Origin of the sequence: Arthrobacter sp. NPDC058130, assembly GCF_042884475.1 — a bacterium.
GTDB lineage: Bacteria > Actinomycetota > Actinomycetes > Actinomycetales > Micrococcaceae > Arthrobacter.
The window spans coordinates 369,937-391,007 of record NZ_JBHVTV010000001.1; the positions used below are offsets into that span (position 1 = coordinate 369,937).

The window sequence follows — 21,071 nt, forward strand, 5'->3', positions numbered from 1 at the left end:
ACACCAAGAAAAAACCCAGTGAGGGCATGGCACTGGCACGGCGCCGCGCCGGAGCATTTCATGACCCACCCTGCGATGTGGGAAGCCCCTGCCGACGGCGCCGAGTCCGAGTGGGGCGAGCTCGTCACCGACGCGGAATACAATTCCGCTCAGTAGCGCAACCGCTGCAACACCAACGCCGCAAATAGCACAGCCGCGCTAAAACCCCGCCGCCGGTGTGGAGCCTACCTTGAAGGGCCGGGTCCGCACCGACGGCGGGGTTTTGGCGCGGTTGCTGTTTGCCCGGCGGCCACCGTCAGACTCACTGCCTTGAGGCCCATCGCCCTGCAGCCGCTTGCCTTGCAGCAGTGCCCGGCTACGACCCCGTAGCGGCCGGAACCATCCAGAATCCCGCGACTGCGCCGGTCCCTGGCCCGGTCCTGCGGCGTACGGTCTGGGCCTGGACCGGACCAGCCGCGAGGTCCACCTGTGCTTGCGTGGCCTTTCCGCAGTCGAGGGCCAGTTCGAGTTTCCCTCCGTCCCGGAGGCCGTCCTGGGAGATCACTATGAAGCCTTTGGGCGCCCCGATGCAGGCGGCGGTCACCGTGTAGGTCCCTTTCGCCAGGGCTTGAACCGATTTGCGCACCCCGGCGCCGCCGAGACCGCCGGCGCCTTCCAGGACGATCCCCTCCGGCCGGGCGCCCAGGATTGCGCCGAGGTCATTGAGGTTGCGCTGTTCAGCGGCGGCCGCTTCGGGGTCCGCCGTGGGCGGAGGCGGAGGTGCGCCCCGGCCGGTCCTGCTGGGGGCCGCCGTCGGCTCAGTCACGTCGTCAGGATATTCACACCCGGCCAGGCCTGCAGCCGTGGCGGCCACTGCCAACAGCAGCGCCGCGCCGCGCAGCCAGTGCCTTCCCCGGCCGGGTGCCCCGCCGAATGACGTTTGCTGCAACTTCCCCAGTGACATGCCCCGAGCCTACTGGCAACCGCGGCTAATGCCGCTGAAAGGAGAAGGCTGTGGCGAAGTAGATCGTGGACACGAGCACCAGGGCGGCGACGCCGTAACCGGTCGCGAGGGCGGTGAGCGCCAGCCCGCGTCCCCGCTCGGCGCGCATCCTGATCTGGTTGAGCGATGCATGGCCGGCGCCGACGGCGAAGACGGCGAGAACCGCCACGCCCGCGACGACGGTCCCGATCACGGCCAGTGTGGCCAATGCGAGCGAGGCAATGGCCAGACGGTTATAGCGCGTGCCCTGACGCATTTGTAGCCCAGACAATCCCATGAGTCCCCCAATTCACGTAGCTGGACCGAGTCTAGCCCTGCGGCTCACGGTGGGCGCAGAACCATGAACACGCGGCCCTGCCGGTGTTGGTGGGGTGAGATCGTGTGTTCGGGTGATTGGGGCGGGGAATTACTGCCCTGGCGCCCGGTACGACGGCGTCTTTGTGATTGCCTCGTCGAGATCCTCCGGCGTCATGAGCGGCTTGAGGTGCAGGTCCACCGCCCCGGTGGAGTTGATCATCAGCGACAGGGCGACCGCGTTGGCCTGATCGGGGATTTCGAAGACCCCCACGACGTCGGTCTCGCCGAAGGCGTAGTAGAAGCTGTCCAGTGAGCCACCCACCGATTTGAGGGCTTCGACAACCGCATCACGCCGCTTGGTGCCGCCCTCCCGCATGAGGCCCTTGATACCGTCACCAACGTAATTCGCTTCGAACAGATATTTGCTCATGGTCTTTTTCCTATCCTGTGACGCCCAGGACATCGGCCTCTCGAATGTGTGACCGCTCCCGACGATGGAAGGTCCGGGGCTGGTCCCCAGAGTGGGGCTCTGCCCACATGCTAGGCCTTCCACCGCAACTCGGACAACGGTTCATTTTGCAGGCCCCAAACCGCGCTGCGGGCAATCCGGCCCTACCGCCGCCCGGGGGACAGGAACATAATCGCGTTATCAACCCAGTACGGACAATGGAGGCGATCGACGTGTCTGTTTATACGCTCGGAATCTGGCTGGTGCATCCCGGTCGCGAGAACGATTTTGTGCAGGCTTGGCGGGATCTGGCCAGGAAAACGAAGGAGGATTTTCCCAACGCGAAAGGCGTGCTGATGCACGACCGCGACGTCAAGAACCGGTTCATCAGCACCGGACCGTGGGATTCCCTGGAACAGATTGAGCAGTGGCGGGATTCTGCACTTTTCAAGCAGGGCCTCGAGGCGATGAAAGACATGCTGGAGCATTTCGAGTCCCGCACCCTGGATGAGGCAGCCAGTATCGGCTGGGATGCAACCGACATGTGAATTCAGGCAGGCTAGCCAGCCTCCAGCGCCTCAAATACGTCAGTCAGCAAGACATCGTTCCGACCCCAGATGGGATCGAAGATTTCCACGTACCACGCATCCGCCAGGACCAGGGCCAAGGTCTCATTGGACTCCGCCGCCCAGTCCCGGAGCTGGTCTTCGCCATCCGGCCCCTCGCTGCTTCCAAGGACGGTGACGACGGCGTCATCCTGCACGGTCACCGGGATGGAGGCGCTGCTCGCCTCGCCAGGGGCATGGGCGACCGTCACCAGCCCGGTCCGCGTGGACAGCGCCAGGAGCGCCGACGCCGTCTCCGGGCTGCAGAAGGCCGTCACGTAGGCGCGCTGCGCGAGGCCCCCGGCCCGGACGCCCGGCTGCGATTCCTTGGTGAAGAGCCCGTTGCGGTTGAGCCGGGCGAGCTCTCCGGCGATGGCCGTGGTTTCGTCGTCGAACCCGGGCGAGAATACTCCCGGCTGGTATTCGCTGTTGCCCTCCAGCCAGCGGGCGGTCAGTTCGCCGGCCGCCGGGATGGTGGTGGCCTGCCGCCAGACTTCGCGGTCCGCGAGAAGCCGGCCGAAGCTGTCCCGTTCGGTCGTGAACCTGTCCTCTGACATTCAGGCCTCCTTTGCGGTGGGCGGCGGCTGGGGTGTGGGCTCCGCCGTGGAATGGGGCGGCGTGGGCTGCGTCTGCGGGGCGTGGTGCTGCAGGAGCAGGGACAGCCGTTCGCAGCTGACCCGGAGCGCCTCCAGTTCACGCCGGCTGTAGTCCTCGATGATCGCGATGACCCGCCCGGCGAGGTCTTCGTCGTCGACCTCGAACTCATGGTGCAGCGTGACTTCGGAGAGCCCGTCCGCCGGCCGGATTTCCCAGTCGCCGGCGAGTTCCCGGAGCGGGGTGTCGAGTTCCAGCTGGTGGAACTCGGCACGGTGGCTGGCGGCATCGAAGACGCGCCAGCTGTGGCTTGAACTGAGTGAGCCGTTGGAAACCACCGAGGTGCGGAGCTCGTGGGCCACGTCGTCGCCGCTGACACGCTCGGAGTAGACCGTCAGTCCGTCGAGGTACGGCCAGTGTGAGGCATCGCGCAGCATGCTGAAGACAAGGTCCGCCGGGGCGTTGATGCTGAGCCGGTGCGTGGTCCGGTGCGTTCTCTGGTGCGTGCTCACTGACAAGTTCACCCCTCCTTTGTCGTGCTGTCACCGTGCAGGTCTTCTTAGCAGGCTAGGCCAGTTGGGGCCCGGCCGGAACAATTCCGTCCCGCCGCGTCACGCAGGGCAATCTTCGGTAACACTGGCCCGCCGCCGGCCGCCTCCGCGGACGCCGGATGAACGGGTATTACCGTCTGTATCCCTTGGTTTCACCCGGTTTCACGGCGTTTTGACCGGGTTTCCGGCCCCCCGGATAGTTGCTGGCATCAGCACCATGACCACCCTTTCAAGGAGAATACATGTCCGGTCTTTCATTCAAGTCAGGCGTCGCCGTCGCGTTGGCGGCCACCACTGTCCTGGGCCTCGCGGCCTGCTCCGATCCCGGCGCCGCCGCTGCCGGCGGAGCTGCGGCGGCGCCGTCGTCCTCTTCCGGCGTGAAGCAGTTCAACCTCTCGCCGCAGCAGGACCGGATCAAGGCCACGGAGGATGCCGCGGCCGCCGCGCTGGTCCCGGAGGCCGTCAAGAAGGACGGGAAGCTGACCGTGGCGGTGAGTCCGTTCGCCGCGCCGCTGGCCGTTTACGCCACTGACAACAAGACTCCGGTCGGCAACGAGGTGGATCTCGCCGTCGCACTGGCCGAGTCGCTGGGCCTGGAAGCGGACATTGTCCCCACCGCGTGGGCCGACTGGCCGCTCGGCGTCGATTCCGGCAAGTACGAGGCGGTGCTGTCCAATGTCACCGTCACGGAGGAGCGCAAGCTCAAGTTCGACTTCGCCAGCTACCGTGAGGACAAGCTCGGCTTCTACGCCAAGGCTGACAGCAGCGTCAGCAAGGTCGAATCGGCACCGGACGTCGCCGGCAAGCGCGTGATCGTTGGCTCCGGCACCAACCAGGAAGCGATCCTGCTGCGCTGGGATGAGGAGAACAAGAAGAACGGGCTCAAGCCCGTGGAGTTCCAGTATTACGACGACGACTCCGCCTCCCAGCTGGCTATCCAGTCCGGCCGGGCGGACCTCACCTTCGGCCCCAACGCCACGGCAGCCTACAAGGCGGCCTCCGACGCCAAGACCAAGCTGGTGGGCCTCGTGGACGGCGGCTGGCCGCTGAAGGCCAGCATCGCCGCCACCACCAAGAAGGGCAACGGCTTGGCTGCCGCGGCCCAGGCCGGGCTGAACCACCTGATCCAGGACGGCACGTACGCCAAGATCCTGGACCGCTGGGGGCTGTCCGCGGAGGCCGTGGCGACGTCGGAGCTGAACCCGGCAGGCCTGCCGAAGAAGTAGCCCGCCTTAAGCAGGGAAAAACCCCGCCGGGACGTCCGGCGGGGTTTTCTGTGCCCGTTGGGTGCAACGGTTGCTCCGTAACCGCCCTTATGGGGCCCGAAAACGGCAGTTACGGAGCAATCGATGACGATTGATTAGGCCTGTGCGGTGACGGGGTTGGCGTCGATGCCGGCGGCTGCGCGGACCGGCGTGGCCAGGCCCAGGTTCTCCCGCAGCGTGCTGCCGGCGTACTCCGTGGGGTACACGCCGCGCTCCTGCAGCTGGGGGACGAGGTGGTTGACGATGTCATCGAGTCCGGACGGGATGAGCCACGGCGAGATGTTGAAGCCGTCGACGGCGCCGGTCCGGGCATACTCGGCCAGCCGGTCCGCGACCTCGGTGTAGGAGCCGGTGAAGGTGGAGTCGCCCCGGCTGGTCTTGGCCGAGACGAACTGCCGGATGGACAGTCCCTTCTCCTTGGCCTCGGCCCGCCACTGGTCGGCCAGCTGTCGGGCCTTGGCGCCGTGGAAGCCGCTGCCGCGGGTTTCGGAGGTCTCTTCCACCACGGGATCGATGTCCGGCAGCGGGCCGTCGGGATCGTAGCCCTGCAGCTCCCGTCCCCAGAACTGCTCAAGGTACGCGATGGCCTGCTGCGGGCCGATCTGCAGGCTGCGGACCCAGGCCTTCTTCTCGAGGGCCTCGTGCGGCGTGGCGGCGAGGATGAACTCGCTGGCGGGCATGATCTTCACATCGTTGGCGCCCCGGCCGGCCCGGAGCGTGCGCTCCACGATGTCGCGGCGGAACTCCAGGGCGTCGTCGAGCTGGGGGTGCGCGGAGAAGATGACGTCCGCCAGGCGGGCGGCGAAGTTCCGTCCCTCGGGCGAATCTCCGGCCTGGAACAGCACCGGCCGGTACTGGGCGCTGCGCGGCAGCCGCGGGGTGACATCCACGGTGTAGTGCTGGCCGGTGTGGCGCACCCGGCGGACCGCTCCCTCCGCCGACCAGCGTGCCGAGGAGGCTGACGGGGCGATTGCGGCGTCGTCCCACGCGTCCCAGATCCGCCTGGCGGTTTCCACGAAGGCCTCGGCGTGGGTGTACCGGTCCGCGTGGTCCAGGTAGCCGCCGCGGCGGAAGTTGGCGCCGGTCCAGGCATTGTCTGTGGTGACGATGTTCCAGGCCGCCCGGCCGCCGGAGAGCAGATCCAGGGTGGAGAGACGGTGGGCCAGGTCTGCGGGGTCGTTGTAGGTGGTGTTCTGGGTTGCGACCAGGCCGATGTTGGTGGTCACCGCGGCGAGGGCGGCCAGCGCGGTCTGCGCGTCGGGGCGGCCGGCGACGTCGAGGGCGTGCGGACGGCCGAGGTGCTCGCGCAGCCGCAGGCCTTCGCCGAGGAAGAACGCCGCGAACAGGCCGCGTTCGGCGGTCTGGGCGATGCGCCGGAACGACTCGAAGTCGGTCTGGGAGCCGGACTCGGCCGCCTTCCAGACGGTCCCGGAGTTGACGCCCTGGAAGAAGACGCCCAGCTGGAGCTGGCCGGACGGCATGAATTCGGACGCAGCGAATTCGGTGGCGGGGTTGGTGCTGTGGCTCATGGTGGGTTCCTTAGTTTTCCGCGCGGGCGGCCGCGGTTGCGGCAGCCGCATCGGTGCCGTAGCGGCTGGCGGGCCGCGTCAGCCCCAGCTGCTCGCGGAATCTGGTGTCGGGGGAGTTCGGTGCCAGCAGCCCGCGCCGGCGCAGTTCAGGGAGCACACGCCGCGCGAGCTCCTCGAGGTCCGTGTCCAGCACGGCGGGGTGCAGCCGGACGCCGTCGGCCCAGGCCAGCACGTCGGTGAGCAGCTCGGTCAGCTCGGCTGCCGTTCCGACGAACCGCGCCCGCGGGCTCAGCCAGGCCGTGTGGCTGTCCAGCCCGGCCAGCCTGTCGGCGGCGGCCTGTCCGCGGGCGTCCAGCACGACGTCGAGCTCGGCGATCAGCGCAGGCTCGCTTCCGCCGGCGGCTAGTCCCGCCCGTACCTCCGCGAGCTCGGCGGCCAGGAGCTCGGGAGTCGGTGCCGACACGAGGAGCGCATCAGCCGCTCCGGCCGCGACGGCCTCCGGGGCCAGGAGCCCGGCCGGGGCCAGCACTGGGAGCTGGCCCTGGAGCGGCCGCGGAATAATCGACGGTCCCTTGACGGAGTAGTTTTCCCCCTCAAAATCCGCGTAGTGCAGCTTGTCGACGTCGAGGTAGCGGCCGGTGGCGACGTCGCGGATCACGGCGTCGTCCTCCCAGGAGTCCCAAAGCCTGCGGCCGACCTCGACCGAATCGGCGGCCTCGCGGGAAAGCCCCTCCCCGGGGACGGTGTCCCGTCCGACGGCGGCGGCATCGGCTGCGCTTGTAGAGGCGGCCACCAGCCAGCCGGCCCGTCCGCCAGAGACATAGTCCAGGCTGGCCAGCTGGGTTGAGACGTGGAATGGCTCGGTGTAGACGGTGTCCACCTCGGGAATGAGGGCGAGGGAGCGCGTCACGGGGCCGGCGAAGGCAGCGCGCTGCAGGGCGTTGAGCCGGGCGGCGGTGTCGGGACCCTGGCCCTGCTGGCCCGCCTGCAAGGAGTCCGGCAGGCCGGGGTCCGAAAATGTCGCCGCGTGGAACCCGGCGGACTCGGCGGCGAGCACCGTGCCGCGGAGGTTTTCCGGGGCCAGCACGGCGGCGGGTGCCGTGCTGGAATACCGCCACGCGGCGGGGTGGCTGCCGGCGCCGTCCAGCTCCAGCAGCAGGAGGCCGCGACCCCGGGGCTCGTTCGTGGCGGGCTGGGTGCTCATGATGCGTCCTGACGTTCGTAGGGGATCTGCTCGCCGGCTTCGATGGCCACGGGCAGGCGGTTCTCGGCCGGCGGCAGCGGGCAGGTGGCGAGGTCCGTGTAGGCGCACGGCAGGTTCACCGCCCGGTTGAAGTCGAGCCGGACTGAGCCGTCGGCGCCCGGCGCCTGCACGGTGAGCGAGCGGTTGGCCGCATAGGTGGTTTTGCCCGACGTCGCGTCCGTGAACAGCACCGACAGCGTGCCCGGAGCGTGGCCGTTGAAGGCGGTGAGGCTCAGCTCCTCACCGCGCAGCCGGAAGCGGATTTCCCCCGGGGCCTCGTAGACGTGCTGGATTCCTTCGACCGCCGCGCCCACGGTGGTGGGCCGCGGTGCGGCGAACGGAACGAATATTCCAGAAACGGCATATTCGGTGCTGGGGGCGTAGGCGGGGGTGCCGCGGTAGCGGGCGAGCAGCGGGTTCAGGGGGTGCCGGGGCCGCACGACGTAGCGGCCGCCGCGTTTGGCGAGCTCGATCACGGTGTGGCCGGCGCCGTCGTCCTCCACCCGCAGATTGAGGCCTTCGCGCTCGGGAATCGGGCCCAGGACCACGGTGGCGCCGGTCCCGTCGGGGTTCAGTTCGTGCCCGTCGCGGAGGACGCGTTCGCCGGCGCCCAAAACCAGGCGGACCGCGTCGTCCTCAACGCTCCACGTGCCCGGCGCGCCGTCCAGGCGGGCGGGAGCGGTGTCCAGCCAGTGCAGGTGCGTGACGGCGAGGAAGCCGTGGGGGTCGGCGCGGTGCCGTTCGTGCGCGGCGTGCCAGTCCGCCCAGGCGGCCTGGAATTCCCGATCGGCCTGGTACTCCCGATCGGTACCGGGGCCGGGAAGGTTCCGGCTCTCCGGGGTGCCCGCGCCAGGGGAGCGGCCGTCGATGTCAGTGGGTGTAGACATGGGAGCTCCTGTGGTTGTTGTGCTCGGGTTCGGTGGTTCCTGCAGTGCCGGCGCCAGTGCCAGTGCCAGCGCCCGCCGGGCGGCCGGCGTAAGGGTCGCCGTCGGCCCACAGGGTGGTGGGCGCCGCCGCGCGGACGGCCGGAATGACCTCGAGGGCGAAGCGCTCCAGGATGTCCAGCTGCTGGCCGAACGGCAGGGTGGTGGGCAGGGAGATGGACTGCAGGTCGTGGCCGTAGAGCGCGTGGTAGCTGAGGATCTTGTCGACCACCTGTTCCGGGCTGCCCACCAGGGCGGGGCCTTCGGCGACGGCGTGGTCGATGTCCCGGTAGGGGGAGTTGTTGCCCGGAACATTCCGCCCGGTGGTGAGGGCCTCGTAGACCGGGCCGAACTGCCCCTTGGCCTCCTGCGTGGTGTCCGCGATGAACACCCCGCCCGCACCCGATCCGGAGCCCAGGTACTGGTGCCGGGGATCGTGGCCGTGCCGGTCGTATTCCTCGCGGTAGTGATCGATCAGCACCTTGTAGTTCTCGCGCGGCTGGATGGCGTTGGCGGTGAACAGGGGATCGCCCCACTGTGCCGCCAGGGCCGCCGACGTCAGGCTGGTGGCGGACCCGTGCCATACCCGGGGCGCGCCGGCGAATGGCCGCGGCGTGGTGGTGGTGGGCTCGGTCAGCGCCGGGCGGAACGTCCCGGACCACGTGACGTTCTCCTCGGTCCAGAGCCGCCGCAGCAGCCCGTACTTTTCCGCGAGGAGCTCCCACTGGTCCGCCAGGTCCAGTCCGAACAGCGGGTACTGCAGCACCTCGTTGCCCTTGCCGATCACCAGTTCCAGCCGGCCGCGGCTGAGCTGGTCGATCGTGGCGTAGTCTTCCGCGACCCGCACCGGATCCAGCACGGAGAGCACGGTCACGCCGCTTTGCAGCCGGATTTTGGTGGTGACCGCGGCGATGGCGGCGAGCACGGTGGCGGGGGAGGAGGAGATGAACTCGCCCGCGTGGCGTTCCCCCACCGAGAAGCTGTCGTAGCCGAGTGCTTCGGCCCGGCGCGCGGTCTCCACCACCTGGTTGAGCCTGTCCGCGGTGGAGACAATTTCTCCGGTGACGGGGTTCTTCAGGTGCGGGATGATGTCGAGGACCTGGAACCTCATGGTGTTTTCCCTGCGGGGCCGTTCCCGAAGTTGGCCTCGGTGACCGTTTTCGACTCCGGAAGCGCTTCCTCGGAGAGTCCCCAGCGGTCCAGGACCTTGGCGTAGGAGCCGTCCTTGATGGCGGAGTTCAGCGCGTCCGTGATGGCCGGGGCCAGACCGTTGCCCTTCAGCGTGGTGGCCGCGACCAGGGTCTCGGACGGCCAGCCGGCGTTGACCTTGCCCACCACCTTGAGGTCGTCCCGGGTGTTTTCCCGGTACGTGACGGACGGGTAGGGCGCGAGGTTCAGGTCGGTGCGCCCGGAGGACAGGGCCAGGATGGTGTCCGCGTCGGAGGAGTAGTACTGCAGCGCCGCCGGTGCCTTGCCCTTGGCCTCAAGCTCCTTGTTCCAGGCGATCAGGATCTTCTCCTGGTTGGTGCCGGATCCCACGGAGATCTTCAGGCCGGAGATGTCATCGGAGCCCTTGATGTTGTAGCTGGAGCTCTTCTTGGCTTCGAAGCCCATGTACGCGGCGCGGTAGCTGGAGAAATCGAACAGCTTCACCCGGGCCGCGTTGATGCCCACATTGGAGAACACGGCCTCGAAGTCGCCGGACTGGGTCTTCAGCGGCCAGTTCTCCCACGAGGTCACCTGCACATCCAGGTCCAGGCCCAGCTTGTCCGCCACCAGCTGGGCCAGGTCAACCTCAACGCCGATCGGGGTCTTGTCGTCCGTGGCGTGGAAAGACAGCGGAATCGCGCCCGCCGTCGTGGCGACAGTGAGCTTTCCGTCCTTGCCGATCAGTGCGGGCACCTCGGCGGCCAGGGCCGTGTCCTTCTCCGCCCGGATCGGCTGCTGGTCCGGCGAGGTGTTGTAGACGACGCCGTTGCGCGCCGCCGTCGTCGCCGGCGGACCGGCCGCGGAAGCGCCGGGATCGGCGCAGGCGCTCAGCGCCAGCGTGCCGGAAAGGGTGCCGATCAGCACGACGGCGGGAAGCGCCGCACGCTTCCGCCGGGGACCAGTACCGGGGCGGGCGAAGCGGTGGTCGGTGCGGATTGCCATGGGTGTTCCTTAGATGTTGAAGGCGGGTTCGAGCACTTTGGAGAAGAAGCTCCGGGTGCGCTCCTCGCGCGGGTTGGTGAAAATTTCATGGGGTGTGCCTTGCTCGACGATCTGGCCCTGGTCCATGAACACCACGGTGTCGGCGACGTCGCGGGCGAAGCCCATCTCGTGCGTGACGATGATCAGCGTGGTGCCGGACTTGGCGAGCCCGCGGATGACGTCCAGGACCTCGTTGACCAGCTCCGGGTCCAGGGCCGAGGTGGGCTCGTCGAAGAGCAGGATCTTGGGGTCCAGGGCAAGGGCGCGGGCGATCGCGACGCGCTGCTGCTGGCCGCCGGAAAGCTGGCGCGGGTAAGCGCCGGCCCGCCCCTTCAAACCCACCCGGTCCAGCAGTTCCAGCCCGCGTTCGCGGGCCTCGGCCTTGGTCAGCCGGGGTTTTCCGGCCCGCGGCGCGACGACGGGAGCCTCGGTGACGTTTTCCAGCGCGGTCAGGTGCGGGAACAGGTTGAAGTTCTGGAACACCATGCCGATCTCGGTGCGCTGCTTCAGGATCTCCTTTTCGCGCAGCTCGTGGAGCCGGTGGCCGCGGACCTCGTAGCCCACGAGCGTGCCGTCGATCGCGATGAACCCGGCGTCGACCTTTTCCAGGTGGTTGATGGTGCGCAGGAGGGTGGATTTGCCGGACCCGGACGGGCCGACGATCACGGCGACGCCGCCGGGCTCGACCGTCAGCGTGATGCCCTTGAGGACTTCCGTGGCGCCGAAGGACTTGCGGACCTTGGTGATCTGGACGAGGCCGCGGGTGGCCTCGGTGGTCCCAGTTGTTCCGGCCGGGCCGGCAGATTCAGCGGCGGCGAGGACTTCGGTGCTCATCGGGTGCCCCTTTCCTGGTTGGTGTCCCGGGTGGCGGGCGCATGCGTGGCGAGGAACTTGCGGACCTTCTGCAGCGGGGTCAGCGGCAGCGTGCGGACGGCGCCTTTGGAGTAGTGCCGCTCGATGTAGTACTGGAAGACGCTGAGGACCGAGGTGATGACGACGTACCAGAGGGTGGCCACGAGCAGCAGGGGCAGGACCTGCTGGGTCCGGTTGTAGATGACCTGGACGGTGTAGAACAGCTCGGAGTAGGCCAGGACGTAGACGATCGAGGTGCCCTTGACCAGGCCGATCACCTCGTTGAACGCGGTGGGCAGGATGGCGCGCATGGCCTGCGGCAGCACGATCCTGGTGGAGCGCCGCCAGGCCGGAATGCCCAGGGCGGCTGCGGCCTCGAGCTGGCCCTGGTCCACGGAGAGGATGCCGCCGCGGATGATCTCGGCGGAGTAGGCGGCCTGGTTCAGGGTCAGGCCGAGGACTGCGGCGGCGAACTGGCTGATCAGGGTGGTGGTCTGGGCCTCGAAAAAGCGCACGTCCGTGAAGGGGATGCCTAAGCTGATTTTCTCGTAGAGGTAGCCCAGGTTGTACCAGAGCAGCATCTGCACCAGCAGCGGCGTGGAGCGGAAGATCCAGGAGAAGGTCCAGGAGACGGAGACCAGCAGCGGGGACGCGGAGAGCCGCATCAGGGCCAGGACGAATCCCAGGATGAAGCCGAGCGCCCCGGAGATCGCCGTCAGCTTGAGGGTTTCCAGCAGGCCGTTCACGATCGACTGCGCGGTGAACCACTGTGCCACCACGCCCCACTCCCAGCGCGGGTTCGTGGCCAGGGACCAGGCGATGCCGGCCACGCCCAAAGCGACGACGGCGGTGCCCACCCAGCGCCACGGGTGGCGGGCCGGGACAAGACGGTAGTCGGCATAGTCGGTGGCGGCCTGGCGTCCGGCCGAGCCGGAGACGGCGGTTTCCGGGACTTCGGCGCCAGCGGTTCCGGCGGCGCCAGGTCTTCCGGCAGCGCCGGTTGTGGTGTCGGGGACGGATTCGATGCCGGCGGACGCCGGCCCGGGGGTGGACTGCGCCACCGGGGTTGCTGTTGAACTCATGCGCCACCTCGCTTCTTCCAGTTGCTGTGGGGGTACGGTTGGCTGCCAATCTAGGGGCCGCCGAAATCGCGCGGCAAGGCGGCAAGTTGCATGCGTTCACGCAGGTTCGCACGGCGTCACACGACGAATTCTTGCCTCGACTTACGCCGTGTTACGTGCGGTGACCGGCCGTGACCCGCGCCTCGACCGGCCCGGATTCCGGTGCCTAGCATGAGGGCTCCGCACCAGAGCCGAGGAGACCGCCATGCCAGTGAATGAACCATCCGTGGTCCTCATCGGCGGCGGCCCCCGCACGGCCGGGTTGCTGGAACGCCTCGCCGCCAACCGGCCCGAGCTCCTCTCCGGCGCGCTCCAGATCCACGTCGTGGAGCCGCACACCCCGGGCGCCGGCAGGATCTGGCGCTATGAGCAGCATCCCGGGCTGATGCTCAACTCCGCTGCCGCGGACGTCACGATGTTCACCGATGCCTCTGTCCAGTGCGAGGGACCGGCCGTCGAAGGCCCCGGCCTGGCGGATTGGGCCGCCGGGGTCCTGGCCGGCACCATCACCGATGTTCCGGAGCTGCCGCACGAACTCCGTCGCCAGCTGGCCTCCCTCACCGGCGGCACCTTCCCCACCCGGCAGCTGCAGAGTGTCTATCTGGAATGGTTTTTCCGCCGTTCTGTCGCCGCACTGGGGCCGGCTGTCAGCGTTACGGTGCACCGGGACACGGCCACCGCCGTCGAACCCGTGCAGGGCGGAACGGAGCCGGCCAGCCAGCAGGGCGCCGAACGCTACCGCGTCCGCCTGGCCGGTGGCGCGGTGCTGCGCGCCGACGTCGTGATCGCCGCCCTGGGGCACACGGATTCGCAGCCGGACCGGGAGTCTTCCGCGTGGGCTGCTTTTGCCGCCCGGCACGGCGCGTTCCACGCGGCGCCCAGCTACACCACCGACGTCGACTACTCACCGCTCGCCGCCGGCCAGGACGTGATTGTCTCCGGCATGGGCCTGGCCTTCGTGGACCTGCTGGTGCTCCTGATGGAAGGCCGCGGCGGCAGGTTCGAGGAGCTGCCCGACGGCGGTCTGCGCTACCTGCCCTCCGGCGCTGAGCCGAGGCTGTGGGCCGGGTCCCGGCGCGGCGTGCCCTACCACTCCAAGATCACCTCAGCGCTTCGCGGCGATGCTGCGGCGGAGCCGGCGTTCTTCACCGCAGAGGCCCTCGCCGGGCTGCTGGATGCGCCCGGGGAGCTGGACTTCCGGGCCCAGCTGTGGCCCCTGATCGCCAAGGATGCCGGCTACGCCTACTACCGCGAGCTGTTCACCGGCTACCCTGACCGGGTCCGGATCGGCTGGGAGGAATTCTCCGAACGGTTCTCCGCCGCGGACTGGTACAGCCAGGACCGCCGGCGGCTCGTCACCGAGTCCGTCCCGGATACCGAGCTCCACCTGGACCTCGAGCGGCTGGACCATCCCTTCGCCGGCCGCACCTTCACCGGCCACGCGGACATCCAGGACGCGGTAGCCGCGTACATCGGCCGCGACCTCGAGCTGCGCACCGGACCGGACCATTCGGAGACCCTGGCGCTGTTCACTTCCCTGCTCAAGACCTACATGGACCTTGGCCGGCTGGTGCCGGCCGAACGGTTGAACGCACGGTCCCAGCGCGAGGTCCAGGGCTGGTGGCACGGCTTCTTTAGCTTCGTCGATTCCGGGCCGCCCCCGCGCAGGCTGCGGGAGATGCTGGCGATCCACCGGGCGGGGCTGCTGCAGTTCATTGGCCCGGGGCTGGAGATCGACGCCGCGGAGTGCTCGGGCCGGTTCGTTGCCCGCTCGGCCCAGTCCGGCATCACCGTGTCAGCGACCGCCCTGATCGAGGCCCGGCTCCCGGCGCCGTCGGTGGCCCGCTCCGCGAACCCGCTGCTGCACCAGTTGCACACCTCCGGGCTCGGCACCGAGCAGCAGCTCCTGACCGCGGACGGTACGCACGCGACCGGGAGGCTCCTGGTGTCCGCCCACAACGAGCTGGTCAGCCCGGTCGGGGAGCGGCACGAGAGGCTGTTCGGCGTCGGGCCCGGCACCTCCGGCTGGGGCGCCGGCGCCTTTGCCCGGCCCGGCACCAACGCCGCGCCGTTCCGCGAAAACGACGCCCTGGCGCGGCGCATACTGACCCTGCTGGCCAGCAACATCAAAGGCCAGGACGCCAACGGCCAGGACGCCAACGGCCAGGACACAACCAGCGAAGACATCACCCATCGAGCGACAAGCGAGTCGGCGGTTCCGCAGGCGGCCGCCAGCGGAAAGGACCGGGCATGACCCCGTCACCACTACACGCCACACCCGTGGACAACCGGCCGGCGGACGCCCCGGGCGTTCCGCACGGGGGCAACCAGCCCGAGGGCGCCCAGCCTTTGGGCGGCAGGCTTGTGGCCGGCCGGCCGCTGGACAACTCCGCGCTGACGGTCCTCAGCCTTCCCATGGATGATCCCCGGGTCCGGCCGCTCCTGGACGAGCTCGCACTTGAATATGACGCCCGGTACGGCAACCTCTTTGGCCAGGGGGCTGCCGCGGAGGAACTCAACCGCTACCCGGCCGGGGAGTTCGCCGCGCCGGGCGGGGCCCTGCTGATTGTGCGCGAGAACGGTGAATCCGTGGCAGGCGGTGCCTTCCGCCGGTACGGTCCGCAGACCGCCGAGTTCAAACGGATCTGGACGCATTCGGCGCATCGCCGCCGGGGGCTCGCCCGGTTTGTCCTGGCCGAGCTGGAGGCGCTGGCCGCCCGCCGCGGCTACCGGAAGGTCTATCTGACCACCGGACCCCGCCAGCCGGAGGCGAAACACCTTTACCTGAACACCGGCTACGAGGCACAGTTCGATCTCTCCGCGGATCCGGAGACCATCGGAGCACTGGCATTCACCAAGGACCTGCCCGTCGGGTCACGCCCCGGGCCGTCGAGGCGATAACGTCTGCGCCGCCACCGTGCCGCTCTAACTCCACCGCAGCGGCGGGATCAGGTCCTACGAGGCCAACCGCTCACGTGCCTCGCTGCCAGATCTGGGCGGTTCTGCGCGTCGTTCGGGCTGGCTGATCTCGGCCCACACCGCATCGAGGGAAAGGCCCAGGACACCGGCGATCGCCGCGATGGTTGGGAAGGCAGGAGTCGCCACGCGGCCCGACTCGATCTTCCGAAGGGTCTCCGGGGAGACGCGGGCATCCAGCGCGGTATCGAGCATCGAGCGTTCCCCCCTTGCGAGGCGCAGCAGGGCACCGAGGCGCTGCCCGCGCTCGACCTCTGCGGGAGTGAGCGGCAGTCTGACCATGGCTCCAATACTAATACCGGGATAATATGGCCGGGATAGTTATTGGTTGCGTAGGAAAGGCGCCACATGATCGAGATCCTGAACCCCACCGAACTGCACCGGGCGAAGGAGGCGGGTGCCCTGGTCGCCAACATTCTGCAGACGCTGAAGGGCCGCAGTTCAGTAGGTACCAACCTCCTGGACATCAACCGGTGGGCCGAGGCCATGATCGTCGAGGCCGGGGCGCTGTCCTGCTACGTCGACTACGAGCCATCCTTTGGACGCGGGCCGTTCGGCCACTACATCTGCACGTCCGTCAACGACGCCGTGCTCCACGGACTGCCATATGACTACACGCTTGCCGACGGCGATCTGCTCTCACTCGATCTCGCCGTCTCCAAAGGCGGAGTCGTTGCGGACTCTGCCATCAGCTTCATCGTGGGCGACTCAAAGCCCCCGGAGAGCGCCGCGATGATCAGCGCGACCGAACGAGCGCTGATCGCAGGGATAGCCGCCGCCGGACCTGGGGCTCGCATCGGCGACATCTCCCATGCCATCGGCTCGGTCCTCAGCGAGGCGGGGTATCCGATCAACACCGAGTTCGGGGGTCATGGCGTCGGGTCAACGATGCACCAGGACCCGCACGTTGCGAACACCGGACGGCCCGGCCGTGGATATAAGCTCCGGCCCGGGCTGCTGCTGGCCCTGGAGCCGTGGGTCATGGCGGATACCGCTGAACTCATCACCGATGCCGACGGGTGGACGCTCCGAAGTGCGACGGGCTGCCGGACGGCGCACAGTGAGCACACGATCGCTATCACCAGCGACGGTGCCGAAATCCTCACCCTGCCGAAGCAGCCGGACTCCTGAGATCGGAGTCTAGGCCTCCTGCGCCGCGGCGTCCCGGAGCGGGCGCCGGGCCAGCCATGCGGCCACGATTGCGCCGGAGATGTTGTGCCAGAGCGAGAACACGGCGGAGGGCAGGGCGGTCAGCGGGCTGAAGTGCGCCGTGGCCAGGGTGGCGGCCAGGCCGGAGTTCTGCATGCCGACCTCGAAAGCCAATGCCCGGCGGGCCTTGTCGTCCAGGCGCCCCAGCTTGCCGGCCAGATACCCCAGGCCCAGGCCGAAGGCGTTGTGCAGCACCACGGCGAGGAACACGATTCCGCCGGCGGCGACGATCTTGCCGGCGCTGCCTGCCACCACGATCGCGACGATCAGTGAAATCACGACGGCGGAGGCCCAGGGCAGGGCCGGCAGTACCTTGGCGACGAGCTTCTTGAGGAACAGGCGGGCCAGCAGGCCGGCGATCACCGGCAGGAGGACGGTCTTGACGATGTCCTGGACCATGGCTCCGGCGTCAATCTGCAGGTAGGAGCCGGCCAGGAACAGCACCAGCAGCGGCGTCACCACGGGGGCGATGAGGGTGGAGACCGACGCGACGGCAACCGAGAGGGCGACGTCGCCCTTGGCCAGGAAGGCCATCACGTTGGACGCGGTGCCCGAGGGGGCGCAGCCCACCAGGATCAGGCCCACGGCCAGCTCGGGTGGCAGGTTCAGTGCGACGGCGATCAGCCAGCCCGCCCCGGGCATGATGACGTAGTGCGCCACGATGCCGAGGACCACGGCCCAGGGGCGCTTGGCCACCGAAGCGAAATCAGGCGGGGTCAGCGTCAGGCCCATGCAGAACATGATGATGCCCAGCAGGAACGGCACGCTTGGCGCGAGGGGTTTGAACGCCCCCGGGAGCAGGAAGCCGGCGACTCCGGCCACCACCACGAGGATCGGGAAGATTGTCACAGCGATCCGGGCGACCTTTGCCTCGGCGGCGAGGGCGGGATTGGCCGGGGCGTCAGCGGCAGCGCTCGCGTCCAGGGCGGTATTCGGAGTTTTAGTTGCCTCAAGCATCCAAGAATGGTGCCACCGGGGCGTGCTGACTGGCCACTTCGTGACCACCTGTCAGACAAATATGTCAGATTTTTGGCCGACGGTGAGAGGGCGGCCGGTAGGGTTCATAGGGTGGGTGAGCCGCAAGCGGCGCGCTCCCCACCGTGGCGCGACGCGGCCCACAATCCCCACATTCTTGAACTCCCCGCACTTGAACTGCCCACATTTTCACTGCGGAGGCCGCTGTGCCTTCTTGACCACGAACGGGAGCCGGCGATGGCCACCAGTACTGAAGCGGGGGCCCCGGCCTTTGCCCCGGAGCAGCTGAAATCGGTTCGGGGCGCCCTGGCGTCCCCGCGCCGGCTTAAGACGGAGGTCCTGGGCGGACTCGTCGTGGCGTTGGCCCTGATTCCTGAAGCGATCGCCTTTTCGGTCATCGCCGGCGTGGACCCGAGGATCGGCCTCTTCGCGTCCTTCACGATGGCGGTGACCATCGCCTTCGTCGGCGGCCGCCCCGCGATGATCTCGGCTGCCACCGGCGCCGTCGCCCTGGTGACCGCCCCGCTGGTGAAGTCGCACGGCCTGGGCTACCTCGTGGCGGCGGTGATCCTGGCCGGAATCTTCCAGATCGTCCTGGGCCTCTGCGGCGTGGCCAGGCTGATGCGCTTCATCCCGCGCCCGGTCATGGTGGGCTTTGTGAACGCCCTCGCCATCCTGATATTCATGGCGCAGGTGCCCGAGCTGATCGGCGTGCCCTGGCTGGTTTATCCGCTCACTGCGCTGGGCCTGCTGATCGTGTTCGGCCTGCCCAGGCTCACTAAGGCCGTCCCCGCACCACTCGTGGCCATTCTGGCCCTGACGCTCATCACGGTGACGGCCGCCGTCGACGTTCCCACGGTGGGGGACAAGGGTGCGCTGCCGGATTCGCTGCCCTCCCTGTTCGTGCCGAATGTCCCGTTCACGCCCGAAACGCTGCAGGTCATCTTCCCGTCCGCGCTGGCCATGGCCTTCGTAGGGCTGCTCGAATCCCTCATGACGGCCAAGCTCGTGGATGACGTCACCGACACGCGCTCATCGAAAACCCGTGAGGCCTGGGGGCAGGGAGTCGCGAACATCGTCACCGGCATCTTCGGCGGCATGGGCGGCTGCGCCATGATCGGCCAGACCATGATCAACGTCAAAGCCTCCGGCGCCCGCACCCGGATCTCCACCCTCCTGGCCGGCGTCTTCCTGCTCATCCTTGTGGTGGCCCTCGGCGACATTGTGTCCCTCATCCCGATGGCCGCACTCGTGGCAGTCATGATCTTCGTCTGCGTCGCCACCTTCAACTGGCACAGCATCCGGCCCGCCACGCTCAAGGCGCTGCCCAAGAGCGAAACCGCGGTCATGGCGGCCACCGTGGCGGTGACCGTAGCCACGCACAACCTGGCGGTCGGCGTCGGCGTCGGCGTCATTGTCGCGACGGTCCTGTTCGCCAGGCGGGTGGCCCACTTTGTCACGGTGGAGCGCACAGTGACGGCGGACGACGACGGCCCGCTCGCCACCTACCGGGTGGATGGCGAGCTGTTCTTCGCCTCCTCGAACGACCTCTACACCCAGTTCGACTACGCACTGGACCCGGAGCGCGTGGTCATCGACATGCGCGACTCCCACCTGTGGGACGCCTCCACGATCGCGGCCCTGGACGCCATCACCGAGAAGTACCGCCAGCACGGCAAGAGCGTCGAGATCGTCGGCCTCAACGAGGCCAGCATCCTGATGCGCGAACGCCTGGCCGGCAAACTCGGCGCGGGCCACTAGCCGGGACGGCGCCTCCGGCCGGGCCCTGCAAGCCGGCCGGCCCCTGCAATAGGTCACACGATTGGGTCTTTTTGTTTGCCACGGTGCGTCCTAGCGTGGACCTAAGGGTTGCCCAGCCGGGTGGCCGGACCCCGGAGGAATATCCCATGACGACGCACGTAGCCGACTGCAGCGTAAACAATTGCTCCTTCAACGACCATTCCCACTGCAACGCCGCCGCCATTACCGTCGGCGGCGCTGAAGATCATGCCTCCTGCGCCACCTTCATCGACATCGGCGTGCACGGCGGACTCCCCAAGGTACTGGCCGACGTCGGCGCCTGCCAGCGCACCGAATGCGCCCACAACGACCACCTGATGTGCAAGGCGCCCGAGGTGCACGTAGGCCCGGGGGTCGACAACGCAGACTGCCTCACCTACGCCCACCGGTAAACGTCGCGCGGCGTCCGGTGACCGGCGGGGCCGACCCTACCCTGGACTTCCAAACCATCGAGCGGAGCATGACCGAAGGCCACCCCGGCTTCGTGGCCAACAACGGGCGGCTGGGCTTCGGCATCGCCGACTGCCACGTCTTCGCCCCGGAGGCAGGCGCCGCCGTGCAGCTCGACTGGATGGCGGTGCACCGGAACCAGGCCGTCTTCACGTCCGCCGAGGGGCTCGGCTACCGGGACCACCTCGACGCCGAACTGGGAACGTCCGCCGTCGCGCACTTCGACGCCGAGCCTGTACGCCCACGAACTGGCGTTCATGCCGCACGGGGAAAACGTCATCCTGATCCTGGAGGACGGCGTCCCGGTCAGCGCCATCATGAAAGACATCGCCGAGGAAATCGTGGTGATGGGTGACCGCCTGGACTTGCCCGTAGAGGTGGCGCGAATCAAGGTCGAGATCCCCGACGAGGAAATGGTCCTGGCCATCTTCACGGACGTCTTCGACTGCATCTTCCGTTCCTCAGCGCGTTGCTGGAGGAAGACGGCAAACTCAGCGGCGAGGACTTCTGGCGCACTGCCGCTGATGTGGTCCGCAACTACCAGACCGAGCATCCCGAGCTCGCGGAGCAGTTTGCCCGGCACGATCTGTTCGCCAAGGACTTTCCGCTGTCGTGCCTGAACCGGCTGCAGCTGCGCAACAACCAGCAGATGCTGGACCTGAGCGACCCGTCCGGCGGACTGCAAATGGCCGGCCGGCTGCGGAACCCACTGGCACGGTTCGCCTGACGCGTCCAGCCTGCTTTGCCGCCCGCCTCCTGCCAGCCCACGCCGCCGGAATCCCCACACCTTTGCGGGCCGGACCCCGCGTGTCGCGCCAAATCGCCGGTGAGTTCCGCCGTCGCTGTGTCAAAAGTGGGGAGAATCCGCGAAGGAAGGAAGGAAGGAAGGAAGGAAGGAAGGAAGGAAGGAAGGAAGGAAGGAAGGAAGGCAGGAAGGCAGGAAGGCAGGAAGGAAGGAAGGAAGGAAGGCAGGCAGGAAGGGGGCGAGGCAGGAAGGCAGGAAGGCAGGCAGGGAGGCGGCCAGGCAGGACAGGGCGCGGGGGAGTCGGGGAGGCCAGCCG

23 protein-coding genes and 1 pseudogene are annotated in these 21,071 nt (G+C 68.3%); 10 read left to right on the plus strand and 14 right to left on the minus strand.

Annotation, left to right across the window (positions count from 1 at the left end):
* Window positions 1-18 precede the first annotated feature (18 nt).
* The gene (locus tag ACFVTM_RS01725; protein ID WP_390201607.1) at window positions 19-156 is read left to right on the plus strand and encodes a hypothetical protein; all 138 of its coding nucleotides are present in this window, start codon (window positions 19-21) and stop codon (window positions 154-156) included.
* 199 nt (window positions 157-355) lie between these two features.
* Here ACFVTM_RS01725 and ACFVTM_RS01730 read toward each other — a convergent pair whose 3' ends face one another.
* From ACFVTM_RS01730 to ACFVTM_RS01740, 3 genes are all read right to left on the minus strand, one after another.
* Window positions 356-943 (minus strand): hypothetical protein, encoded by a 588-nt coding sequence (locus ACFVTM_RS01730; RefSeq protein ID WP_390201608.1) that lies wholly within the window; start codon window positions 941-943, stop codon window positions 356-358.
* Between the two features lie 25 nt (window positions 944-968).
* Window positions 969-1,238: a DUF4190 domain-containing protein gene (locus tag ACFVTM_RS01735; RefSeq protein ID WP_390201609.1), complete on the minus strand. Its 270-nt coding sequence runs from the start codon at window positions 1,236-1,238 to the stop codon at window positions 969-971.
* A 150-nt stretch (window positions 1,239-1,388) separates the two neighbouring features.
* Window positions 1,389-1,709, minus strand: coding sequence for a GYD domain-containing protein (locus tag ACFVTM_RS01740; RefSeq protein ID WP_390201610.1), 321 nt, complete (start codon window positions 1,707-1,709; stop codon window positions 1,389-1,391).
* Between the two features lie 236 nt (window positions 1,710-1,945).
* Between ACFVTM_RS01740 and ACFVTM_RS01745 the strand changes: the two genes are divergently transcribed.
* Window positions 1,946-2,275, plus strand: a complete 330-nt coding sequence (locus ACFVTM_RS01745; protein WP_390201612.1) for an antibiotic biosynthesis monooxygenase family protein — start codon at window positions 1,946-1,948, stop codon at window positions 2,273-2,275.
* Between the two features lie 11 nt (window positions 2,276-2,286).
* Here the strand turns inward: ACFVTM_RS01745 and ACFVTM_RS01750 are convergent, their stop codons facing one another.
* Window positions 2,287-2,889, minus strand: coding sequence for a DUF6919 domain-containing protein (locus ACFVTM_RS01750; RefSeq protein WP_390201613.1), 603 nt, complete (start codon window positions 2,887-2,889; stop codon window positions 2,287-2,289).
* Window positions 2,890-3,438 carry an SRPBCC family protein gene (locus ACFVTM_RS01755; protein WP_390201614.1) on the minus strand — a complete coding sequence of 183 codons (549 nt, stop codon included), beginning with the start codon at window positions 3,436-3,438 and terminating at the stop codon, window positions 2,890-2,892.
* A gap of 281 nt (window positions 3,439-3,719) precedes the next feature.
* Here ACFVTM_RS01755 and ACFVTM_RS01760 point away from each other — a divergent pair, with 281 nt between their 5' ends.
* The gene (locus ACFVTM_RS01760) at window positions 3,720-4,703 is read left to right on the plus strand and encodes an ABC transporter substrate-binding protein (RefSeq protein ID WP_390201615.1); all 984 of its coding nucleotides are present in this window, start codon (window positions 3,720-3,722) and stop codon (window positions 4,701-4,703) included.
* Between the two features lie 134 nt (window positions 4,704-4,837).
* Here ACFVTM_RS01760 and ACFVTM_RS01765 read toward each other — a convergent pair whose 3' ends face one another.
* Genes ACFVTM_RS01765 through ACFVTM_RS01795 form a run of 7 tightly spaced genes read right to left on the minus strand, consistent with a single transcriptional unit; the run spans window position 4,838 to window position 12,561 of the window.
* On the minus strand, window positions 4,838-6,271 hold the full coding sequence (locus ACFVTM_RS01765) for an NtaA/DmoA family FMN-dependent monooxygenase (RefSeq protein ID WP_390201616.1): 1,434 nt from the start codon (window positions 6,269-6,271) through the stop codon (window positions 4,838-4,840).
* Between the two features lie 10 nt (window positions 6,272-6,281).
* Window positions 6,282-7,475 carry an LLM class flavin-dependent oxidoreductase gene (locus tag ACFVTM_RS01770; RefSeq protein ID WP_390201617.1) on the minus strand — a complete coding sequence of 398 codons (1,194 nt, stop codon included), beginning with the start codon at window positions 7,473-7,475 and terminating at the stop codon, window positions 6,282-6,284.
* The gene (locus ACFVTM_RS01775) at window positions 7,472-8,401 is read right to left on the minus strand and encodes a DUF1684 domain-containing protein (RefSeq protein WP_390201618.1); all 930 of its coding nucleotides are present in this window, start codon (window positions 8,399-8,401) and stop codon (window positions 7,472-7,474) included. Before ACFVTM_RS01775 ends, ACFVTM_RS01770 begins: the two co-directional genes overlap by 4 nt.
* Window positions 8,385-9,548 carry an LLM class flavin-dependent oxidoreductase gene (locus ACFVTM_RS01780; RefSeq protein WP_390201619.1) on the minus strand — a complete coding sequence of 388 codons (1,164 nt, stop codon included), beginning with the start codon at window positions 9,546-9,548 and terminating at the stop codon, window positions 8,385-8,387. Before ACFVTM_RS01780 ends, ACFVTM_RS01775 begins: the two co-directional genes overlap by 17 nt.
* Complete coding sequence (locus tag ACFVTM_RS01785; protein WP_390201620.1) at window positions 9,545-10,588, minus strand: ABC transporter substrate-binding protein; 1,044 nt, start codon at window positions 10,586-10,588, stop codon at window positions 9,545-9,547. The genes ACFVTM_RS01780 and ACFVTM_RS01785 overlap by 4 nt, the downstream gene beginning before the upstream one ends.
* Before the next feature lie 9 nt (window positions 10,589-10,597).
* On the minus strand, window positions 10,598-11,461 hold the full coding sequence (locus tag ACFVTM_RS01790) for an amino acid ABC transporter ATP-binding protein (protein ID WP_390201621.1): 864 nt from the start codon (window positions 11,459-11,461) through the stop codon (window positions 10,598-10,600).
* Window positions 11,458-12,561 carry an amino acid ABC transporter permease gene (locus tag ACFVTM_RS01795; protein ID WP_390201622.1) on the minus strand — a complete coding sequence of 368 codons (1,104 nt, stop codon included), beginning with the start codon at window positions 12,559-12,561 and terminating at the stop codon, window positions 11,458-11,460. Before ACFVTM_RS01795 ends, ACFVTM_RS01790 begins: the two co-directional genes overlap by 4 nt.
* A gap of 244 nt (window positions 12,562-12,805) precedes the next feature.
* Between ACFVTM_RS01795 and ACFVTM_RS01800 the strand changes: the two genes are divergently transcribed.
* The gene (locus ACFVTM_RS01800) at window positions 12,806-14,854 is read left to right on the plus strand and encodes an FAD/NAD(P)-binding protein (protein WP_390201623.1); all 2,049 of its coding nucleotides are present in this window, start codon (window positions 12,806-12,808) and stop codon (window positions 14,852-14,854) included.
* A 161-nt stretch (window positions 14,855-15,015) separates the two neighbouring features.
* On the plus strand, window positions 15,016-15,501 hold the full coding sequence (locus ACFVTM_RS01805; RefSeq protein ID WP_390202088.1) for a GNAT family N-acetyltransferase: 486 nt from the start codon (window positions 15,016-15,018) through the stop codon (window positions 15,499-15,501).
* A gap of 54 nt (window positions 15,502-15,555) precedes the next feature.
* Here ACFVTM_RS01805 and ACFVTM_RS01810 read toward each other — a convergent pair whose 3' ends face one another.
* Window positions 15,556-15,858 carry a helix-turn-helix domain-containing protein gene (locus tag ACFVTM_RS01810; RefSeq protein WP_390201624.1) on the minus strand — a complete coding sequence of 101 codons (303 nt, stop codon included), beginning with the start codon at window positions 15,856-15,858 and terminating at the stop codon, window positions 15,556-15,558.
* A gap of 66 nt (window positions 15,859-15,924) precedes the next feature.
* Here ACFVTM_RS01810 and map point away from each other — a divergent pair, with 66 nt between their 5' ends.
* Complete coding sequence (gene map, locus ACFVTM_RS01815) at window positions 15,925-16,707, plus strand: type I methionyl aminopeptidase (protein WP_390201625.1); 783 nt, start codon at window positions 15,925-15,927, stop codon at window positions 16,705-16,707.
* Window positions 16,708-16,716: 9 nt separating this feature from the next.
* Here the strand turns inward: map and ACFVTM_RS01820 are convergent, their stop codons facing one another.
* Window positions 16,717-17,742: a bile acid:sodium symporter family protein gene (locus ACFVTM_RS01820; RefSeq protein ID WP_390201626.1), complete on the minus strand. Its 1,026-nt coding sequence runs from the start codon at window positions 17,740-17,742 to the stop codon at window positions 16,717-16,719.
* Between the two features lie 255 nt (window positions 17,743-17,997).
* Here ACFVTM_RS01820 and ACFVTM_RS01825 point away from each other — a divergent pair, with 255 nt between their 5' ends.
* The 4 genes and pseudogenes from ACFVTM_RS01825 (at window position 17,998) to ACFVTM_RS01840 (ending at window position 20,737) form a co-directional block, all read left to right on the plus strand.
* Entirely contained in the window at window positions 17,998-19,521 is a 1,524-nt protein-coding gene (locus tag ACFVTM_RS01825) for a SulP family inorganic anion transporter (RefSeq protein ID WP_390201627.1), read from the plus strand.
* A gap of 146 nt (window positions 19,522-19,667) precedes the next feature.
* Window positions 19,668-19,952, plus strand: a complete 285-nt coding sequence (locus ACFVTM_RS01830) for a DUF1540 domain-containing protein (RefSeq protein ID WP_390201628.1) — start codon at window positions 19,668-19,670, stop codon at window positions 19,950-19,952.
* A 68-nt stretch (window positions 19,953-20,020) separates the two neighbouring features.
* On the plus strand, window positions 20,021-20,365 hold the full coding sequence (locus ACFVTM_RS01835; protein ID WP_390201630.1) for an IucA/IucC family protein: 345 nt from the start codon (window positions 20,021-20,023) through the stop codon (window positions 20,363-20,365).
* Window positions 20,268-20,737: pseudogene (locus ACFVTM_RS01840) on the plus strand (IucA/IucC family C-terminal-domain containing protein). Before ACFVTM_RS01835 ends, ACFVTM_RS01840 begins: the two are co-directional and overlap by 98 nt.
* Window positions 20,738-21,071: the final 334 nt, after the last annotated feature.

Bases quoted from the DNA above. Each gene is read 5' to 3' on its own strand.
- ACFVTM_RS01765 (WP_390201616.1), bottom strand. From the start codon at position 6,271: ATGAGCCACAGCACCAACCCCGCCACCGAATTCGCTGCGTCCGAATTC.
- ACFVTM_RS01760 (WP_390201615.1), top strand. From the start codon at position 3,720: ATGTCCGGTCTTTCATTCAAGTCAGGCGTCGCCGTCGCGTTGGCGGCC.
- ACFVTM_RS01750 (WP_390201613.1), bottom strand. From the start codon at position 2,889: ATGTCAGAGGACAGGTTCACGACCGAACGGGACAGCTTCGGCCGGCTT.
- ACFVTM_RS01770 (WP_390201617.1), bottom strand. From the start codon at position 7,475: ATGAGCACCCAGCCCGCCACGAACGAGCCCCGGGGTCGCGGCCTCCTG.
- ACFVTM_RS01805 (WP_390202088.1), top strand. From the start codon at position 15,016: ATGGATGATCCCCGGGTCCGGCCGCTCCTGGACGAGCTCGCACTTGAA.
- ACFVTM_RS01830 (WP_390201628.1), top strand. From the start codon at position 19,668: ATGACGACGCACGTAGCCGACTGCAGCGTAAACAATTGCTCCTTCAAC.
- ACFVTM_RS01820 (WP_390201626.1), bottom strand. From the start codon at position 17,742: ATGCTTGAGGCAACTAAAACTCCGAATACCGCCCTGGACGCGAGCGCT.
- ACFVTM_RS01790 (WP_390201621.1), bottom strand. From the start codon at position 11,461: ATGAGCACCGAAGTCCTCGCCGCCGCTGAATCTGCCGGCCCGGCCGGA.
- ACFVTM_RS01735 (WP_390201609.1), bottom strand. From the start codon at position 1,238: ATGCGTCAGGGCACGCGCTATAACCGTCTGGCCATTGCCTCGCTCGCA.
- ACFVTM_RS01730 (WP_390201608.1), bottom strand. From the start codon at position 943: ATGTCACTGGGGAAGTTGCAGCAAACGTCATTCGGCGGGGCACCCGGC.
- ACFVTM_RS01775 (WP_390201618.1), bottom strand. From the start codon at position 8,401: ATGTCTACACCCACTGACATCGACGGCCGCTCCCCTGGCGCGGGCACC.
- ACFVTM_RS01795 (WP_390201622.1), bottom strand. From the start codon at position 12,561: ATGAGTTCAACAGCAACCCCGGTGGCGCAGTCCACCCCCGGGCCGGCG.
- ACFVTM_RS01800 (WP_390201623.1), top strand. From the start codon at position 12,806: ATGCCAGTGAATGAACCATCCGTGGTCCTCATCGGCGGCGGCCCCCGC.
- ACFVTM_RS01785 (WP_390201620.1), bottom strand. From the start codon at position 10,588: ATGGCAATCCGCACCGACCACCGCTTCGCCCGCCCCGGTACTGGTCCC.
- ACFVTM_RS01745 (WP_390201612.1), top strand. From the start codon at position 1,946: ATGGAGGCGATCGACGTGTCTGTTTATACGCTCGGAATCTGGCTGGTG.
- map (WP_390201625.1), top strand. From the start codon at position 15,925: ATGATCGAGATCCTGAACCCCACCGAACTGCACCGGGCGAAGGAGGCG.
- ACFVTM_RS01835 (WP_390201630.1), top strand. From the start codon at position 20,021: ATGACCGAAGGCCACCCCGGCTTCGTGGCCAACAACGGGCGGCTGGGC.
- ACFVTM_RS01740 (WP_390201610.1), bottom strand. From the start codon at position 1,709: ATGAGCAAATATCTGTTCGAAGCGAATTACGTTGGTGACGGTATCAAG.
- ACFVTM_RS01780 (WP_390201619.1), bottom strand. From the start codon at position 9,548: ATGAGGTTCCAGGTCCTCGACATCATCCCGCACCTGAAGAACCCCGTC.
- ACFVTM_RS01810 (WP_390201624.1), bottom strand. From the start codon at position 15,858: ATGGTCAGACTGCCGCTCACTCCCGCAGAGGTCGAGCGCGGGCAGCGC.
- ACFVTM_RS01825 (WP_390201627.1), top strand. From the start codon at position 17,998: ATGGCCACCAGTACTGAAGCGGGGGCCCCGGCCTTTGCCCCGGAGCAG.